Source organism: Micromonospora hortensis, assembly GCF_022230935.1.
Classification (GTDB): domain Bacteria; phylum Actinomycetota; class Actinomycetes; order Mycobacteriales; family Micromonosporaceae; genus Micromonospora; species Micromonospora hortensis.
Genome location: NZ_JAKKFE010000020.1, coordinates 151,540 through 169,198 on the forward strand (window position 1 = coordinate 151,540; position 17,659 = coordinate 169,198).

Annotated in this window: 14 protein-coding genes; 6 read left to right on the plus strand and 8 right to left on the minus strand. The window is 71.7% G+C overall.

Annotated elements, in window-relative coordinates:
* The first annotated feature begins 84 nt into the window (after window positions 1-84).
* Genes NIE111_RS15165 through NIE111_RS15175 form a run of 3 tightly spaced genes read left to right on the plus strand, consistent with a single transcriptional unit; the run spans window position 85 to window position 3,297 of the window.
* Window positions 85-1,047 carry a sulfotransferase family protein gene (locus NIE111_RS15165; protein ID WP_238685000.1) on the plus strand — a complete coding sequence of 321 codons (963 nt, stop codon included), beginning with the start codon at window positions 85-87 and terminating at the stop codon, window positions 1,045-1,047.
* Window positions 1,040-1,819: a sulfotransferase family protein gene (locus NIE111_RS15170; protein ID WP_238685001.1), complete on the plus strand. Its 780-nt coding sequence runs from the start codon at window positions 1,040-1,042 to the stop codon at window positions 1,817-1,819. The genes NIE111_RS15165 and NIE111_RS15170 overlap by 8 nt, the downstream gene beginning before the upstream one ends.
* On the plus strand, window positions 1,816-3,297 hold the full coding sequence (locus NIE111_RS15175; protein WP_238685002.1) for a hypothetical protein: 1,482 nt from the start codon (window positions 1,816-1,818) through the stop codon (window positions 3,295-3,297). Before NIE111_RS15170 ends, NIE111_RS15175 begins: the two co-directional genes overlap by 4 nt.
* Here the strand turns inward: NIE111_RS15175 and NIE111_RS15180 are convergent.
* From NIE111_RS15180 to NIE111_RS15210, 7 genes are all read right to left on the minus strand, one after another.
* Entirely contained in the window at window positions 3,294-4,148 is an 855-nt protein-coding gene (locus tag NIE111_RS15180) for a sulfotransferase family protein (RefSeq protein WP_238685003.1), read from the minus strand. The two genes, NIE111_RS15175 and NIE111_RS15180, sit on opposite strands and share 4 nt — an antisense overlap.
* Window positions 4,145-5,734 (minus strand): oligosaccharide flippase family protein, encoded by a 1,590-nt coding sequence (locus NIE111_RS15185; RefSeq protein WP_238685004.1) that lies wholly within the window; start codon window positions 5,732-5,734, stop codon window positions 4,145-4,147. The genes NIE111_RS15180 and NIE111_RS15185 overlap by 4 nt, the downstream gene beginning before the upstream one ends.
* 22 nt (window positions 5,735-5,756) lie before the next feature.
* On the minus strand, window positions 5,757-6,770 hold the full coding sequence (locus NIE111_RS15190; RefSeq protein WP_238685005.1) for a Wzz/FepE/Etk N-terminal domain-containing protein: 1,014 nt from the start codon (window positions 6,768-6,770) through the stop codon (window positions 5,757-5,759).
* A gap of 24 nt (window positions 6,771-6,794) precedes the next feature.
* On the minus strand, window positions 6,795-8,252 hold the full coding sequence (locus tag NIE111_RS32265; protein WP_238685006.1) for an O-antigen ligase family protein: 1,458 nt from the start codon (window positions 8,250-8,252) through the stop codon (window positions 6,795-6,797).
* Window positions 8,253-8,432: 180 nt separating this feature from the next.
* Window positions 8,433-9,725 (minus strand): glycosyltransferase family 4 protein, encoded by a 1,293-nt coding sequence (locus NIE111_RS15200; RefSeq protein ID WP_238685007.1) that lies wholly within the window; start codon window positions 9,723-9,725, stop codon window positions 8,433-8,435.
* 245 nt (window positions 9,726-9,970) lie between these two features.
* A complete protein-coding gene (gene katG / locus NIE111_RS15205; protein WP_238685008.1) occupies window positions 9,971-12,247 on the minus strand; it encodes a catalase/peroxidase HPI in 2,277 nt (758 codons plus the stop codon).
* Window positions 12,244-12,699 (minus strand): Fur family transcriptional regulator, encoded by a 456-nt coding sequence (locus NIE111_RS15210; RefSeq protein ID WP_308193682.1) that lies wholly within the window; start codon window positions 12,697-12,699, stop codon window positions 12,244-12,246. Before NIE111_RS15210 ends, katG begins: the two co-directional genes overlap by 4 nt.
* 198 nt (window positions 12,700-12,897) lie before the next feature.
* On the opposite strand from NIE111_RS15210, the gene NIE111_RS15215 reads away from it, so the two are divergent.
* The 3 genes from NIE111_RS15215 (at window position 12,898) to NIE111_RS15225 (ending at window position 15,916) form a co-directional block, all read left to right on the plus strand.
* Window positions 12,898-13,305 carry a YciI family protein gene (locus NIE111_RS15215; RefSeq protein ID WP_238685009.1) on the plus strand — a complete coding sequence of 136 codons (408 nt, stop codon included), beginning with the start codon at window positions 12,898-12,900 and terminating at the stop codon, window positions 13,303-13,305.
* A gap of 8 nt (window positions 13,306-13,313) precedes the next feature.
* Window positions 13,314-14,459, plus strand: coding sequence for an RNA polymerase sigma factor (locus NIE111_RS15220; protein WP_238685102.1), 1,146 nt, complete (start codon window positions 13,314-13,316; stop codon window positions 14,457-14,459).
* A gap of 431 nt (window positions 14,460-14,890) precedes the next feature.
* Window positions 14,891-15,916, plus strand: a complete 1,026-nt coding sequence (locus tag NIE111_RS15225; protein WP_238685010.1) for a glycoside hydrolase family 11 protein — start codon at window positions 14,891-14,893, stop codon at window positions 15,914-15,916.
* Between the two features lie 243 nt (window positions 15,917-16,159).
* On the opposite strand, the gene NIE111_RS15230 is transcribed toward NIE111_RS15225, so the two are convergent.
* A complete protein-coding gene (locus NIE111_RS15230; RefSeq protein WP_274531142.1) occupies window positions 16,160-17,617 on the minus strand; it encodes a serine/threonine-protein kinase in 1,458 nt (485 codons plus the stop codon).
* Window positions 17,618-17,659 lie beyond the last annotated feature (42 nt).

The following is a 17,659-nucleotide window of genomic DNA, read 5'->3' on the forward strand; positions in this document are numbered from 1 at the left end:
CCGCCATGATCTCCCGATAGCCTGGCTGCCGCCGGTCGCACCCACTCGGATGTAGGGCCGGGCCGGTGTCCGACGAGGAGGACCGTGGCAGCCGACGACGAGGTCTCCGCGCTCGCGTACACCGCGCGGCGGGTCCGGCGGCATCTGCGCTGGGCGCGTACCGAGGGGATCGGACGGCTGATCGAGGAGGACCGCCTCAACCCGGTCGACCGGATCGGCACCGCCCTGGCGAAACGACGCTGGCGACGGCGGGCCGGCCGGACGCCCGGCTCGGCGATGCCGGTCTACCTGGTCGGTCTGCAACGCTCCGGCACGAACATGCTGGTCCGGGGCCTGGACGCCGCGCCCGAGGTCGAGGTCCGCAACGAGAACGACAGCACCGTCTTCCACCGCTTCCAACTGCGCCCCGACCCGGTGCTGACCGCCGCCCTCCACCGCAGCCGGCACGCGTACGTCCTGGTCAAGCCGCTCTGCGAGAGCCACCGCGTGGACGAGTTGCTGGCCCTGCCGGGGGTGACGCCGGGGCGCGCGCTCTGGGTCTACCGCGACGTCGACGACCGGGCTCGCTCCGAGGTCGCCAAGTTCGGTGACGCGAACCTGCGGGCCCTGCGCGCGATCGCCGACGGCAGCATCGGCCGCCGGTGGCAGGGGCAACGCCTCGACGCCGACACGATCGAGCTGATCCGGGCCCACGACCCGCAGGGGTTGGATCCGCACAGCGGCGCGGCCCTGTTCTGGTACGTCCGCAACGCGCTGTTCTTCCAGCTCGGCCTGGACCGGCGGGCCGACGTGCTGCTCTGCCGCTACGACAGCCTGGTCGCGGAGCCCGCCGCGCAGCTCCGACGGCTCTGCGCCTTCCTCGACTTCCCCTACCATCCCCGGCTGCACGCGCACATCGCCCCGCGCACGTCGCACGGCGCGGCGAGCGACCGACGGCTACCGATCGACAGGCGCGTCCGGGCCCGCTGCGACGAGCTGACCGACCGGCTCGACCGCGCCGCGGCCGACGCCCGATCCGAGACGACGAAGGCGGTCGATCGTGGCTGAGACCGGAACCAGTACGGCGCCGATCTTCCTGGTCGGCTGTCAGCGGTCGGGCACCACGATGGTGCGCCTGGTCCTGGACTCGCATTCGCGGATCAGTTGCGGCCCGGAGACCCGGTTCCTGCCGGACCTGCGACGGATCGTCGGCCGGGACTGGGAACGACTGGCCCGCTTCGGTTTTCCGCGCGAGGACTGGCTGCGCCGGATCCGGGACTTCTTCGGCGGTGTGCACGCCGACTACGCCGCCGCGCGGGGCAAGACCCGGTGGGCCGACAAGACCCCGCTGTACGCGATGTCGCTCGACTTCGTCACCGAGGTCTTCCCGGACGCCCAGATCGTGCACCTCATCCGGGACGGACGCGACGTGGTGGTCTCGCACCGCAAACGGTTCGGCTACTGGTCCGCCGTGAAGTGCGTGGTGAAGTGGCCGCGCTACATCCGCGCCGCGCGGGCGGTCGGCGCGACCCTGCCGGCGGACCGCTACTACGAGCTGCGGTACGAGCAGGCGGTCAGCGAGCCGGAGAAGGCGATGCGGGGTCTCTTCGAGTTCCTCGGCGAGCCCTGGGAGGACGGCATCCTCGACTACGACAGCAAGCAGCACGACGTGGCCCAGAAGTACACCACCGAGGCGGAGCGACGACGCGCGGCGGTGGGCGACACCGCGCCGATCTACGGCTCCCGGGTGGGCAGCTACCGCCGCGAACTCGACCCGTTCCTCCGTCTGCTGGTCTGGGTCTTCTCCGGTCGGACCCTGCGCACGCTGGGCTACCGGTGACCCGCCCGGGCCGGCTGCGCGCGGTCGCCGCCGCCGTCGCCGTCACGTTCCTGCTCACCGCCGGCTGCACCGCCGGTGGTGACGATCCGCCGCCGGCCGCCACCCCCTCCGCGACGGCGGCGCCCGGAGTCGGCACGCCGGGGCGCACCGCCGGCCAGGTGAGCAACCCGTTCGGCGCGCACTGGGACTGGTCGCGGTACCAGCAGTTCGAGCCGTACCTGCGCCGGCTCGCCGGTTCGGCGACGTACGAGGAGATCTCCTGGTGCGAGATCGAACGGACCTCGGGGCAGGCCGACTGGGCCGGGCTCGACGAGATCGCCTCGCGCAGCCGGGAGCTGGGCATCACACTGCACCTGAAGATCCGCACGGGCGTGTGCTGGGCGACCGGTGGCACCGCCCGCTACACCCGGGGCGCGGCGAAGAAGACCGAGTCGGCGATGCCCACCGACCTCGGTGCGTACCAGCGGTTCGTCCGCTCCGTGGTGCAGCGCTACGGCCCGTACGGGGTGCGGGAGTACGCCATCGAGAACGAGGTCAACGCGCCGAGCTACTGGGCCGGCAGTCCCGAGGAGTACGCGCGGCTGGTCCGGGCCGCCGCCGAGACGATCCGCGCGACCGACCCGAAGGCGCGGGTGGTCGACTCCGGGATCAGCAGCGTCGCGTACGGCATGGGTGTCGCCGACCGGCTGGTACGCGCCGGGCGGATACCCGAGGCCATCGCCGCCTACCAGGCGTACTTCCACCGTCGGGTCGGCACCCGGGGGCAGCAGATCCCGGCGGTGACCGGAGAGGCGCAACTACGCCGGGCGCTCGGCACCGAGACCAACAGCCGCAGCCTGCGCTTCCTGGCGGTGACCGAGTCGCTGCTGACCGACCGCACCGTCGACGTCCGTCAGGTGCATTTCTACGAGCACTTCAACGGGGTGCCCCCGCTGCTGGACTACCTGCGCGCCACCACACCGCCGGGTGTGCCGATCCAGGCGTGGGAGGTCGGGCAGTTCTGGCGCGACGGCGACGGTGACCCGGCCAGCCGGGCGGCGGAGATGGTCAAGACGGTCACCCTGCTGGTCGCCGGCGGGATCGGCGAGATCAGTTGGCTGCCGTTGGCGTACAACCCGAACAACGCCGCCGGCAGCGAGGTCCGCTACGGCCTGCTCGAACCGGACGGCGCCGAACGGGACGCCGGCCGAATGCTGGCCGCCCTGGCCGACGCGGCCCGGGACGCCACAGTCACCCCGCTGCCCGCCCCGGTGGCCGGCAGGCTGCACGGGGTCGCGTTCGTCCGGGGCGGGTCGAGCACGCTGGTGCTCTGGTCGGCGTCGAACGCGCCGGTGACAGTGCCGGCGACACCGGGCGGAAAGACCGGGGTGGTGGGTTCCCCGCTGGGCGCGGCCGGCGACGGCACCACAGTGACCGACGTACCCGTCCTGCTCCGCGCCGACCAGCCGGTGGACCGGATCCTCGCCGCCGTCCGCTAACGGGCCGGCCAGGGGTCGGGCCAGTCGAGCAGGGCGCTCAGGCGGGCGTTGTGCGGCGCGAAGTACGCGTCGAGTCGCTCGCGCAGAGCAGGGGTCAGCTGCGATACGCCGTTGTCGACGCGACGGGTGTGCCGGGTGAACGCCTCGGGGGTGAAGGCCGGCAGGCCGAGGAAGCGCAGCATGTCGCCGTACGTGCCGGCCGGGTCGGTGTGCAGGTCTTCGGTCCGGGCGACGTGGATCCGCTCTCGCGGGACCTGCGCGAACCACCGGTCCAACTGCTCGGCGTAGCAGCCCCGGGCCGCGTACGAATAATTGCGCAACGCCCGGTGCGCGGCGGCGCTGTCCGGGCCGCCGCGCGTTGCCCGGTCCAGCCGCTCCTCCTCCGCGTCGAGCGCGTCGGCGAAGGACAGCGGCTCGACGCCGTACGAGCGGGTGTGCAGGTAGTGCGAGTAGGCCCGCTGCACCGGATCGCGCAGCAGGACGACGAAGCGGGCCTGCGGCAGGGTCGCCGCGACCCGGGCCGGCACGCTCGGATGGAACAGGTAGTAGGGGCTCGCCTCGAACGTGCGCTCACCCGGGGCGAGGCGTGGGAAGTGCCCCCGGTACCACCGCACCCCCCGACCGTGGTGGACGCTGAAGTACTGCAACTCCTTACCGCTGGCCACCCGGACCTGGGGGTGCGCGGCGAGGTGGTGGTACAGCGACGTGGTGCCGCAGCGCTGCCCACCGATTACCAGGAAGTCGGGCAGCGGACCGGGCTCTCCCGGCCGGGCCGCGCGCCCCCACGCCCGTGCCGCGCGTACCCCCCGACGCAGCCGGTCGGTGACCTGACGCCGCACGATGCCGGTCACGAGCGGACCACGGGGCGGCCGGCGCCCACACCGGTGCCGTCGGCGGGGTCGGCCGCGGCGCGTCGACCACCTCGGCGGGTCACCGAACGCAACACCATGACGTCCTCCCGGCTGAGCCCGAGGGCGAGCACCACGGCGAGGTACGCCACCACGATCGCGGCCAGACCGACCACGAGCTGCCCGATCCCGCCCCCGACCAGCCACCGCACACCGAACCCGACGCCCATCGCGACCAGCGCGGCGACCAGGCCCTTGACCATGCCCGCCGTCACCGGCACGGTGTGCACCTGCGCGCGCACCTGCCAGACCCGGGCGACGTTCACCGCCGCCAACGACACCGCCCAGGCCACCGCCGCGCCGAGAATGCCGTACGCCGGGATGAGCCAGAGGTTGAGCAGGACGTTGAGCAGCAGGGCCGCGAGGTTGTCCAGCATGTTGACCGAGACCCGGCCGGACATGTTCAGCAGCGTCCCGCAGGGCCCGGTGGCGGCGTTGACGAGTTGGCCGAGCGCCAGCACCACAGTCACCGCCGCGCCGCCGGCCAGGCCCGGCCCGCCGACCAGGCGCAGCAACTGCTCCGGGAAGACCAGCAGCGCCACGAAGGCCGGCAACGACAGCCGGAGCACCCAACCGGTGGCGACCCGGTAGATCCGGCGGACCTCGTCCAGTCGACCCTGATGGTAGAGGTGCGCCAGGTGCGGACCGAACGAGGCGTTCACCGGCGCCAGCACGAACACCGCGATAGTGACCAGCCGGGTCGCCACGTGGTAGACGCCGATCGCGTCGGGACCGTAGTCGAAGAAGCCGAGCAGCAGCGCGTCCACCCAGATCAGCCCGGTGGACGACAGCGACGAGACCCAGCTGACGGTGGAGAACCGGAACAGCTCGCCCGGCCGGTACGCGGGCCGGGCGGCGGGCACCCGGCGCACCATCCGGGCGAGTGCCACGAGGGCGAGCCCGGCCGCGCTCCAGCTCGCCGCCACCAGCGCCCAGAACGCGCCGGTCAGGCCCATTCCGAGGGCCAGCGCCAGCGCGGTGAGCACCAGCCGGGCGGCCGGCTCGTAGACCTGGCCGATGAGCGCGTAGGCCCGTTGTGTGCGCCACCCCCGGGTGGCGGCGAGCGCGGCCTCACAGACGGTGGTGGCGGGTAGGCAGAGCGCCGCCAACCGCAGCCCGGTGGTGAGCTGCGGGTCGTGCAGGGCGTCGGCGAGCCACGGCGCGCCGACCGCCAGAGCGAGGGCGATCACTGTGGACGCCACGGCCGAGATGCCGAGCCCGAGCCGGACCGCGCCCCGGAGGGCGGCCGGCTCGTCGTCGGCGAGGTGCACCGCCACGAACCGGGTCAGCCCGGCCCGGAAACCGGAGAGCGAGAGCAGCCCCAGCAGCGACAGCACGGCGTAGACCTGGGCGTACCGGCCGAGTTCGCGTACACCCAGGACCCGGGCCAGCAGCAGCATGACCAGGAAGAGCGCCACCTGGCTGAGCACGGCGCCGCCCAGGTTCAGCACACCGCCGCGGGCCATGCCGCGTACCTGCTGGTCGCCGGCCTCCGGCGCGGCCGGCGACCGGCCGGTCACCTCGCGCACCCGGCGGCTCGTTCCGCGACGGTCACGGCCGTGCCGCGGTCACGGTCTCCGCCGGCGCCGAGGGGGCCGCGGTGGTCGCCGCCGAGGCCACCGGCCGGGTGGCGGCACGACCCCGGGAGAGCAGTTCGAGTACGCCCACCAGCAGCACCCCGAGCAGCAGACCCGCACCGCCCACCGGCAGGGCGGTGCGCACCAGCTCGGTCATCCGGCTCACCTCGTGCGCCTCGCCGATGCTGGTGACCTGCTTGGGATCGGCGGCCTGGGCCTGCGCACGCGCCGCCTGCAACCCCTCCCGCGCCTGGGACAGGGCGTTGGTCGCCGCGTCGCGCTGGGCGAGCAGGGCCTGGTAGTCGGGGAGCTTCGGCCCCAGCTCGTCGAGCTTCCTCTGGGCGGCGGTGATCGCGGCGGTCGCCGCGTCGACACCCCGGCCGTTGCCGACCGCCTGCATGGAGAGCTGCTGCTGGCGCAGGCTGGTCAGCTCACCCAGCGTGGCCTGGTAGATCCGGTCCGGCTGGGAGACCTTGTTCGCCTTCTCCCACTCACCGATGGCCTTGGTCGCCGCTGTGACGTCGGCGTTGGCCGCCTCGACCTCACCGGTGGCGATGCCAACCTGGGAGGAGAAGAGGAAGGCAAGCGCCCGGGTGGTGGTCGCGGTCAGCACCGGCGCGACAGTCGCCCGGTCGCCGGCGGTGTACGTCACCTCCAACTGGCTGCTCGCGCCGACCTGGCTGACGGCGAGCCCGTCGCGCAGCCGCTCCGGCGGCACCCCGCTGTCGGCGGCCACGTCGGCGAGGACGCGGGGCGAGGTGACCGCCGCGCCGAACGCCGCGACGAACTGGTTCGCCGCCTGCGTGCCGGTGTACTGCGTGCCGGCCGCGCCGCCCACCAGGGCCGGCGCCGCCACGTACGCGGTCCCGCTGAACTGCTGCGGCGCGAACAGGACGATGGCGGCCGCGGCGCCGGTGGCGAGCACCGGCACCCCCACGAGTACCCAGAGGCGCCGCCGGGCGACCCGCAGGTAGTCGACGATCTCCACTTTTTCCCCAATGCTGTCGTTCAGTCAAACCGGGACGGACGTGCCTCGTGGCTGCTCGCCGGTCAGGTTCGGAGCCGGTTGGCGGGCGATCACGCTGGCCGCCGCCGCGAACGCGACGAAGTACCAGAGGGTGACCACGTTGGAAATGACGTTGGAGGCGGCGCTGACCGCCAGGAACGCGGCGGCGCAGCCGGTGAACCCGACAGCGACGCCACGCTCGAAGCTGCCCGGAGGCGCGCGCCGCAGCGCGGTCCGGGCGGTGTGCAGAAAGGCGAACAGCATCAGCAGGTACGCCCCGAGACCGAGCAGCCCGGTCTCCACGTACGCCCGCAGGAAGTCGTTGTGCGGCTTCTTCGCCTCGTCGGTCTCACGCTGGGTCATGTTCGGCCCGATCCCGGTCACCGGGTTCCGGTCGGCGAGCGTGACGATCTCGGTCCAGTAGTCGATCCGCCAGGCCAGGGTGTTTCCGGTCGGGTCTCCGCCGACAGCGCGGGACGTACCGAGTTGGGCGAAGCGTTCGCCGACGGCGGGCACCAGTGCCACCCCGGCGACCGCCACCACGCAGAGAGTGACCAGCATCCGCTTGCTGCGATGCAGCGCCGCGACCACCACCAGCCCGATCGCCGCGCCGAGCAGGGCGCTGCGGGTGTTGGTGAGCAGCAGGAACAGCAGTGAGAGGGCGAGCAGCACCGCGAGGGACACCCGCAGTCGACGATCCAGGAAGCGGTACACCGCGAACCCGAAGATCACCATGAACATCAGGTAGCGGCCGAACGTGGTCGACTGGCTGAACGTGCCGCTGATCCGGGTGAAGTCGCCCTTCACCTCGGCCGGCGGGTTGCCGAGCAGCGACAGCACGACGGTGTAGCCCAGCGCCAGCACCAGGGAGGCGTAGCAGGCGAGCAGGACCCGACGGATCGCCGCGGTGTCCGGCATGAGCTGTTCCAGCACCACGAACATCACCACCACGGTGAGGATCCGCAGCGCCTCCAACAGGCTGTTCGCCGGCCGGCTGGCACCGAGGGCGCTGACCACGCTGCTGGCGCCGACGAGCAGCATGGCCCAGCTGAGCGGGGAGCCGCGTAGCCGCCCGTGACGGCTGAGCTGTGCGGCCAGCCAGAGCCCGGCGGCGAGGAGGAACAGCACAGCGAGCAGTGTGGAGGGGTCCACCGCCCGGGCCGTTCCGGCGGAGTCGGCCTGGCCGGCGCTCGGGCCGGTCAGCTTGAACAGGTCGACGCAGGAGCGCACCGCGAGCATCAGCAGCACGTACCCGGCGAACCGGGTCAGCGCGAGGACGGCCACAGCGATCCCCGCTACCGCGGCGAGCGGCAGCACCATGCCCCTGCGGTCACCGGCCGCCATGGAGACGCCCGCGCCCACCGCCACGACCGCGGCGGCCAGCGCCGCGCCGCCGGTGAGCAGGCGGGTCGGGTCGAGCCGCTTGGTCATGAGCGGATTGACCTGCTGCGTGTGTTGTTCCACTGATCCCACTGAACTGAATCGGCGCTGCCCGGCCGCTGCCGGGCGCGGCCAATCGATGTCCTCCCGGCACAAGATCGGTTCAATCTAGTCCTGTCACCCCGACGGCAGAAGGGGCCGTTGCACCGACTGCTCCGTCCCCCGGGGGGCTGATCCGACACCCCACCGGCCGACGCCGTCCGGTCAGTCGGCGGCCCCCGTGGGTCGCGCGCTGCCCCGGCGGCCCGGCTCCGGAGCCAGCCGGAGATAGAGCTGCTCCAACTCGCGGGCGGCGGTGTCCCAGCTGTACCTGCTGGTGATCCGCTCACCCAGCGCCACCGCACCGGCCCGTTCGCCCGGCAGGTCGGCGAGCAGCGACGTCAACACCCGGACCAGGTCGTCCTCGTCGCCGTCGCGGAACAACCGCCCGCCGGCGGTGTCGGACGTGAGCACCTCGACGTGCGGCGCGATGTCGCTGGCGACCACCGGCAGCCCGTACGCGGCGGCCTCCAGCAACGTCAACGGCAGTCCCTCCAACCGGGACGGTTGAACGAAGCCGGCGGCACCGGCGTACAGCTCGGCGAGCAGGTCACCGTAGGCGAACCCGGTGAAGACGATCCTGTCGTCCGCCCCGGCTTCCCGGCGCAGCCGGTCCACGAAGTCGTCGGTGAACGACGACCCGCCGACGATCGCCAGGCGCAGCGGGGTCTCGGTCCGGCGGAAGGCCCGGATCAGCAGGTCGGCCGCCTTCTCCGGCACCAGCCGACCGACCAGCAGCAGGTAGCCGCCGGGGGTCAGCCCGAACCGGTCCTGGATCTGACGGGTCCGCGCCGGTCGGGCCGGGTTCACGCCGTTGGGGATGTAGGTCGTCGGGCGGCCGAACCGGGCGTCATAGTGGGCGGCGAGCCCCTGGGAGACCGCCACCCGCTGGTGCGGAACGTACCCGCTGAACCAGTGGGCGCTGCCCAGCACCGCCCGCGCGGCGAGCCCCCATTTGCTCCGCTGGTTGTCCAGACCGTGCACTGTCAGCACCACGCGTGCCCGGGACAGGGCACGCGGAAGTGGGGCGACCAGGGCCGGCCCGAGCCCGTGGTAGTGCACGATGTCGGGCCGCGCGGCCACCGCCGCCATGGTCGAGGTCGCCGCGTGCACGATGGCGTCGAGGTGTTTACTCGAGATCGTGTGGGTCTGGCGCAGCCGTACGCCCCGGTAGCCGTCGGCGGGTGTCTCGCCGTAGCTCCGGCGGCAGTAGACGGTGACCTCGTGGCCGTAGCTGGCGAGCCGGCTGGCCATCTCCTCCACGTGCCGTTCGATCCCGCCGTAGGTCGCCGGTATCCCCTTCTGGCCGATCATCGCGATCCGCAGCGGCCGCCAGACGGTGTCGGTGTCGGCGACGCCCGCTCGGGACCGCCGGGCGGGGACCACCCGCTGCCGGGGTATCGCAGGGCTTTCGGCGTGCTGGTCCACGTCCTCGGCCTGCAGGTCGGGATGGGCCACGTTGACTCCCTGCGTGACTAGGTCCGCGCCCGCCGCCCGGGCAGGGTCAACACCTTGCCATGGATGGGCCCGTCCGCCAGCTGATCAATGAGACAGGAAAATCATCCATGGGATTCGTCGCGAAGGGAATGGCACCGGGGTGACATCGAGGTGGACGGCGCCGGTGCCACGTCGAACGGCACGCAAAGGGCGACGAGCCCCGGTCGATCACGTGCGGATCGGCCGGGGCTCGTCGGTGGTACCTGTCAGGCGAGATCGAACCGGTCGAGCTCCATGACCTTGGTCCAGGCGGCCACGAAGTCGGCCACGAACTTGTCGCGGGCGTCCTGGCTGGCGTAGACCTCGGCGAGGGCGCGCAGCTGCGAGTTGGACCCGAAGATGAGGTCGACCGCGGTGGCGGTCCACTTCACCTCATCGGTGGCCAGGTCGCGGATCTCGTACACGTGCTCGTCGGACTTCGACGCGCTCCACCGGGTGCCCGGGGAGAGCAGGTTGGCGAAGAAGTCGTTGCTGAGCACGCCGGGCCGGTCGGTGAGCACACCGTGCTGGCTGCCGCCGACGTTGGCACCGAGGGAGCGCAGGCCGCCGATGAGGACGGTCATCTCGGGCGCGGTCAGGTTGAGCATGTAGGCACGGTCGACCAGCAGCACCTCCGGCTGGGTCTTCTCGCCAGCGCGCAGGTAGTTGCGGAAACCGTCGGCGCGCGGCTCGAGGACCCGGAAGGAATCGGTGTCGGTCTGCTCCTGGGTCGCGTCGGTGCGGCCCGCCCGGAACGGCACTGTCACCTCGACGCCGGCGTCCCGCGCCGCCTTCTCGACGGCGGCCGAACCGGCCAGCACGATCAGGTCGGCGAGCGAGATGGTCGCCCCGCCGGCAGCGTTGAACTCCTGCTGGATGCCCTCAAGGGTGGTGAGGACGGTGGCCAGCTGCTCGGGCTGGTTGACCTCCCAGCTGCGCTGCGGCTCGAGGCGAATGCGCGCGCCGTTGGCGCCGCCGCGCTTGTCGGTGTGCCGGAAGCTCGCGGCAGAGGCCCAGGCGGTGGAGACCAGCTGGTCGATCGTGAGACCGGACTCCAGGACCTTCGCCTTGAGCGCGGTGATGTCGGCGTCGCCCACCAGCTCGTGGTCGACGGCCGGCACCGGGTCCTGCCAGAGCTGCGGCTCGGCCACCCACGGTCCGAGGAAGCGCTCGATCGGGCCCATGTCGCGGTGCAGCAGCTTGTACCACGCCTTGGCGAAGGCCAGCGCGAACTGGTCGGGGTTCTCCAGGAAGCGGCGGGAGATCTTCTCGTACGCCGGGTCGACGCGCAGCGACAGGTCGGTCGTGAGCATCGTCGGCCGGTGCTTCTTCGCCGGGTCGAAGGGATCCGGGATGATCGCCTCGGCGTCCTTGGCGACCCACTGCTTCGCACCGCCGGGGCTGGTGGTGAGCTCCCACTCGTAGCCGAAGAGGATCTCGAAGAAGCGGTTGCTCCACTGCGTCGGCACGTCGGTCCACGTCACCTCGAGACCACTGGTGATCGTGTCGGCGCCCTTGCCGCTGCCGTGGGTGCTCAGCCAACCCAGGCCCTGCGCCTCCAGCGGAGCGCCCTCGGGCTCCGCGCCCACGTGGTTGTCGGCGACGCCGGCACCGTGGGTCTTACCGAAGGTGTGACCACCGGCGATGAGGGCGACGGTCTCCTCGTCGTTCATCGCCATCCGGCCGAAGGTCTCGCGGATGAAGTGCGCCGCCGCGGCCGGGTCCGCGTTACCGCGCGGGCCCTCCGGGTTGACGTAGATGAGCCCCATCTCGGTCGAGCCGACGCCGGCCGCCATCTCCTTCTCGGAGGCGTAGCGCTCGTCGCCCAGCCAGGTGTCCTCCGGACCCCAGAAGATCTCCTCGGGCTCCCAGACGTCCTCGCGACCGAAGCCGAAGCCGAAGGTCTTGAAGCCCATCGACTCCAGGGCGACGTTGCCGGCGAGCACGAGCAGGTCGGCCCAGGAGATCTGCTGGCCGTACTTCTGCTTGACCGGCCAGAGCAGCCGGCGGGCCTTGTCCAGGTTGGCGTTGTCCGGCCAGCTGTTGAGCGGGGCGAACCGCTGCCCACCGTCGCCGGCGCCGCCGCGGCCGTCCTCGATGCGGTACGTGCCGGCGGCGTGCCAGCTCATCCGGATCATCAGGCCGCCGTAGTGACCGAAGTCGGCCGGCCACCAGTCCTGCGAGGTGGTGAGGACCTCGACGATGTCGCGCTTGAGGGCCTCGACGTCGAGCTTCGCGAACTCCTTGGCGTAGCTGAAGTTCTCGCCCAGCGGGTTGCCCTTGGACGAGTGGGCGTGCAGCACCGACAGGTCGAGCTGGTTGGGCCACCAGTCCCGGTTGGTGCGCGGGCGACCACCGGTCTTCGGGGTCGGCGAGTCGATCGCCGGGTTCTCGCTCTCGCTGCCGTGCGCGGTCACCGAGTCGTGCGCGACCGGGCAGCCGGCCGCTGCCTTCTGGTCCACGCCCTGCGCACTGACGGGGCCGTTGTCCTGGGTGTCGCTCATGTACTTCCTTCCGAGCTTGCGGATCTCTGGGGCGTGCGGTCGGTCGCGCAGTCGGGGCAGGTGCCCCAGTAGACGACCTCCGCCTCGTCGACCGTGAAACCGTGGTCGCCCGAGGCGGTGAGACAGGGGGCGTGACCGACGGCGCAGTCGACGTCGGCGATGGCGCCGCAGGAGCGGCACACGACATGGTGGTGGTTGTCCGCGATCCGGGACTCGTAGCGGGCCGTCGCCCCGGCCGGCTGGATGCGCCGCACCAGGCCGGCGTCGGTGAGCACGCGCAGCACGTCGTACACCGCCTGGTGGGAGACAGTGGGCTGCTCCGCGCGGACCAGCGCGATCACCGCGTCGGTGCCGACGTGCGGGTGGTCGCGCAGCGCCGCCAGCACCGCCAACCGGGGCCGGGTCACGCGCAACGAGACGGCCCGCAGCTGCGCCTCGAAGTCGGACATCACGGGTACGAACACTAGCTCACTATTTTGGAACGAATCAAGTTTTGCGCCCTCCGAGGTGCCCCAACGGCGGACGATTCACCCGAGATTAACCTGCGGGAGGAAAAAAACCGGACAGCGATGTCGAGAAGCGCCTACCGGCTTCGTCCCCGCAGTGAACGCGACCACAATGGGTCGCAGCCAGCACCGAGGAGCACCACGATGGCGAAGTACCTGCTGCTCAAGCACTACCGGGGCACCCCGGCCACGGTGAACGACGTGCCGATGGACCAGTGGACACCGGCGGAGATCTCGGACCACGTGCAGTACATGCGCGACTTCGCGGCCCGACTCGAGGGCACCGGGGAGTTCGTCGACGCCCAGGCCCTCGCCCCGGAGGGGACGTTCGTCCGGTACGACGGCGAGGGCCGCCCGCCGGTCACCGACGGCCCGTTCGCCGAGACCAAGGATCTCATCGCCGGCTGGATGGTGATCGACGTCGACAGTCACGACCGGGCCGTCGAGCTGGCTGGGGAGCTGTCGGCAGCTCCCGGGGCGGGCGGGAAGCCGATCCACGAGTGGCTGGAGCTACGCCCGTTCCTGAGCGAGCCCCCCACCATCACTGAGTGACGGCTTCGATGGACGAGACGCTGCTGCGCAGCCTCACGCCGAGCGTCCTCGGGATCCTCGTCCGCCGCGGAATCGACTTCGCGGCGGCCGAGGACGCCGTGCAGGACGCCCTGGTCGAGGCGGTCCGGGTCTGGCCGGCCGACCCGCCGCGCGACCCGTTGGGCTGGCTGACCACTGTGGCGTGGCGACGGTTCCTCGACGCGGCCCGAGCCGACACCGCTCGCCGTCGGCGCGAGGATCTCGTCGACGAGGAACCGGGGCCAGGGCCGGCCCCCACGGTCGACGACACGCTCCAGCTCTACTTCCTGTGCGCCCACCCGTCGCTGACGCCGTCGTCCGCTGTCGCGCTCACGCTGCGCGCCGTCGGCGGGCTGACCACCCGGCAGATCGCCCACGCCTACCTGGTGCCCGAGGCGACCATGGCGCAGCGCATCAGCAGGGCCAAGCGCACCGTGTCCGGGCTGCGGTTCGACCGACCCGGTGACGTCGCCACCGTGCTGCGCGTCCTCTACCTGGTCTTCAACGAGGGCTACTCCGGTGACGTGGATCTCGCCGCCGAGGCCATCCGGCTCACCCGGCAGCTCGCGGCCGCGATCGACCACCCCGAGGTGGCGGGGCTGCTCGCCCTCATGCTGTTGCACCACGCCCGGCGCGCCGCCCGGACCGGGCCCGACGGCAGCCTGGTGCCGCTCGCCGAGCAGGACCGCCGCCGATGGGACACCCGGTCGATCGCCGAGGGCGTCGAGATCCTGCAGGCGGCGCTGGCCCGCGACCAACTGGGTGAGTTCCAGGCCCAGGCGGCCATCGCGGCGCTGCACGCGGACGCGCCGACCGCCGCCGAGACCGACTGGGTGCAGATCGTGGAGTGGTACGACGAGCTGGCGCGCCTGACCGCGAACCCGGTCGTCCGACTCAACCGCGCGGTGGCGGTCGGTGAGGCCGACGGCCCCCGGGCCGGGCTGAAGGCACTCGCGGCGGTGGACGACGCACTGCCCCGGTACACGGCGGTGGCGGCGTACCTGCACGAGCGCGACGGCGACCTGGCAACGGCGGCGCGGCTGTACGCCGAAGCCGCCCAGCAGGCTCCCAACCTCGCCGAACGCGACCACCTGACCCGCCAGTCCGCCCGGCTCAACGCCCTGCTGCGTCGCTGACCCCGCGGGTAACGGCAACGGCTGCCCGCGCCGCTCGGCACGGCCGGGGCACCTGGTCCGGAAAGTCTCCGGAACTTTCGGCAACCCCCACCCCGAGCGATGTTCAGGTGTTGCGACGCCGCAGTGACGGCCCCGGACTCTGATCGACTACTGACCTGGATGGATGTCGCTCCGGTGACGACAGCGGTGTTGCCACCCTGTTTCCGAAAATTGTTGACAAGGCGACGGCTGGGTTAATACGGTCGCCATCGACGGCGCTCGATTGTCGTCAGCACCAGCCACCACGACCCACTTCTCCGATCGTCGTGCAGGACGACCGGCCCACCACCACCGAGCGGTACGACGCCGTGGCCCTTACCCGACCACCGGCAGCCTGCCGAGGCGTACCGCGCCGCTGGCCCCCGCCAGCCGTCAGAGGAGGCAACAGTTCCATGACCGACACCAGCCACACCAAACCGAGAGGTCGCGGCCGCATGCGGCTGCTCCTGGGCGCCGCATGCGCCGCCGTCGTGGCCGTCGCCGGCACGATGACGGCCACCAACGCGTACGCCGAGGCCGACCGGACCCTCACGTCGAACCTCACCGGCACGCACAACGGGTACTACTTCTCGTTCTGGAAGGACAGCGGCAACGCCAGCATGACGCTGCGCGCCGACGGCCGGTACACCAGCAGTTGGGACCGGAGCACCAACAACTGGGTCGGCGGCAAGGGTTGGGCCACCGGCAACCGACGGACGGTCACCTACTCGGGCAGCTACAACCCGGGCAACAACAACACCTACCTCGCCCTGTACGGATGGACGCGCAACCCGCTCATCGAGTATTACGTGGTGGAGAACTTCGGCACCTACAACCCGAGCAGTGGCGCGCAGCGGATGGGCACTGTCACCACCGACGGCGGCACCTACGACATCCTCCGCAGCCAGCGGGTCAACGCCCCGTCGATCGACGGCAACCAGACGTTCTACCAGTTCTGGAGCGTCCGCCAGCAGAAGCGCTCGAGTGGCACCATCACCACCGCCAACCACTTCGACGCGTGGGCCCGGGCCGGCTTGAACCTCGGCACCAACCACAGCTACCAGGTCATGGCCACCGAGGGTTACCAGAGCAGCGGAAGCTCCGACATCACCGTCCGGGAGGGCAGCGGCGGCGGCAACCCGACCACCCCTCCCCCCACCGGCAACCCGGGGACCGGCAACTGCAACGCGACGATCTCCGCCGGCCAGCAGTGGGGTGACCGGTTCAACCTCAATGTCGCGGTCAGCGGCACCAACAACTGGGTCGTCAGCCTCGGCCTCGGTGGCGGCCAGAGCGTTCAGAACAGTTGGAACGCCGCCGTCAACGGCAACAGTGGCACCGTCACCGCGACGCCGAACGGCAACGGCAACAACTTCGGCCTAACGATCATGGCCAACGGCAACTGGAACTGGCCGACGGTCACCTGTCGCACCAGTTGACCCCGACAGGTTCCTGACACATCGCATCACTGGCGTGGCGGCTTCGGTCGCCACGCCAGACTGCGTTGCGCGGGCAACCTCTCGCCCGCCCACCGTCCATGACGGCGTCGGGCCGGCCCCGCTCGACGCACCCTTTGCTCTGCACCCGCCGAGGCACCGCCGGCCTACCGCTGCATGGCGCTTCCGCGGGTGCAGAGCAAAGGGCGGAACTTGCGGCACGGTCCAGTCGCGAGACAATTGTCGTCACCGCCGTCCGCTACGCCTGCGGCGCCGCGGTCTCTCCTCCGGCCGTCGATTCTCCGCCGACGGTTGCGAGGTGGGGTCCGCCGCGGGGTTCTCCGTCGTCCCCGAGGTCGGCGGCGCTGTCGTTCCGTCTGTCGGGGCTGCCGTCGGGGCTTTCGTCGGCTCCGCGGGAGCGCTCTCGGACGCGGTGGGACCGGGCGCGTCCGTAGTGCTCCCACCGGACGGCGTCGACGGATCCACCGTCCCCTCGCCCCGGGTCGGCGTCGGAGTCGGAGTCGGAGAGCCGGGCGCCCGGACCGGCATGCCCGCCGAACTGCGGGTGGCCGGTTCACCGCCGCCGACGCCGGGGCCCGGTTCCCGCTCGGGCGGCACCGTTGGCGACACCGCTGGCGGCACCACGGGAGGCGTCGACGGTCGCCCGGTCGGGCCGGGCATGATCCCGATGGGATCGGCGAGCACCAGGACGGCAGCCGCGGCGGCCAACGATCCGAGAAGCACCGCGAGCGCTCTGGGCCCGGGAGTGACGGCCCGGCCCGCAGTGCCGCCGACGGCCGACCGCCGGGCAGCCGTGACCTCGGTCCGCACCCCGACCTCGGTCGCCCCGGTCGCGGTGGCCGGCAGGTGGTCAGACGGGTCCGCGAGCGTCTGCGCCGCCCTGGCCATGGCCTCCGCCGTCGGAAAGCGGTGGGCGGGATCCTTGGCCATCGCGGTGGCGACCACACGCCGGACCTCCGCCGGAACGTCCTCGGGCAGCGGCGACGGTTCCTCTTCGAGATGCCGCAGCGCCACCGCGACGGCATTCTCGCCCTCGTGCGGCGGCCGACCGGCAAGGCAGTGGTAGACGACAGCCCCCAGCGCATAGATGTCGATCGCCGGTGTGATCTCGTTCTTCGCTACCTGCTCGGGTGCCATGTACAGGGCAGTGCCGACGATCTGGTTCGCTCCGGTCAGGCTCGCCGCTTCCTGCGTCACCGCAACACCGAAATCGACGAGTACGACGTGCCCGTCCGGCTCGATGATCAGATTGCTGGGTTTGACGTCACGATGGACGACACCGGCGTCATGCGCGGCCTGCAACGCACGGGCGGTCTGCGCGGCGATCGACATCGTCTCGGCCACGTCCAGCCGGCCGACCTCGGCGATCCGCTCCGACAGGGGCTGCCCCTGCACGCATTCCATCACGATGTAGGCGAGGGCCAGCGCTCCGGACTGGGACACCTCACCGTAGTCGTAGACCTGGGCGACACCCGGGTGACGCAGGGCCGCCATCGCCCGCGCCTCGCGCCGGAACCGCTCACCGAAGCCGCCGTCGGTAACCAACCGTGGTTGCAGCATCTTGACCGCCACGCAGCGGTCGAGGGTTTCGTCGACCGCCCGCCACACGTCACCCATTCCGCCGCTGGCGATGCTTTCGACCAGGCGGTAACGGTCTCCGACGACTTGCCCCACATTCGGCATAGCTTTCGGTACCCCGGACTACCCGATCTCAAGCACGGCGAG

Excerpts from the sequence above, each read along its gene's own strand:
- NIE111_RS15225 (WP_238685010.1), top strand. The coding sequence starts at position 14,891 with ATGACCGACACCAGCCACACCAAACCGAGAGGTCGCGGCCGCATGCGG.
- NIE111_RS15220 (WP_238685102.1), top strand. The coding sequence starts at position 13,314 with ATGGACGAGACGCTGCTGCGCAGCCTCACGCCGAGCGTCCTCGGGATC.
- NIE111_RS15230 (WP_274531142.1), bottom strand. The coding sequence starts at position 17,617 with ATGCCGAATGTGGGGCAAGTCGTCGGAGACCGTTACCGCCTGGTCGAA.
- NIE111_RS15215 (WP_238685009.1), top strand. The coding sequence starts at position 12,898 with ATGGCGAAGTACCTGCTGCTCAAGCACTACCGGGGCACCCCGGCCACG.
- katG (WP_238685008.1), bottom strand. The coding sequence starts at position 12,247 with ATGAGCGACACCCAGGACAACGGCCCCGTCAGTGCGCAGGGCGTGGAC.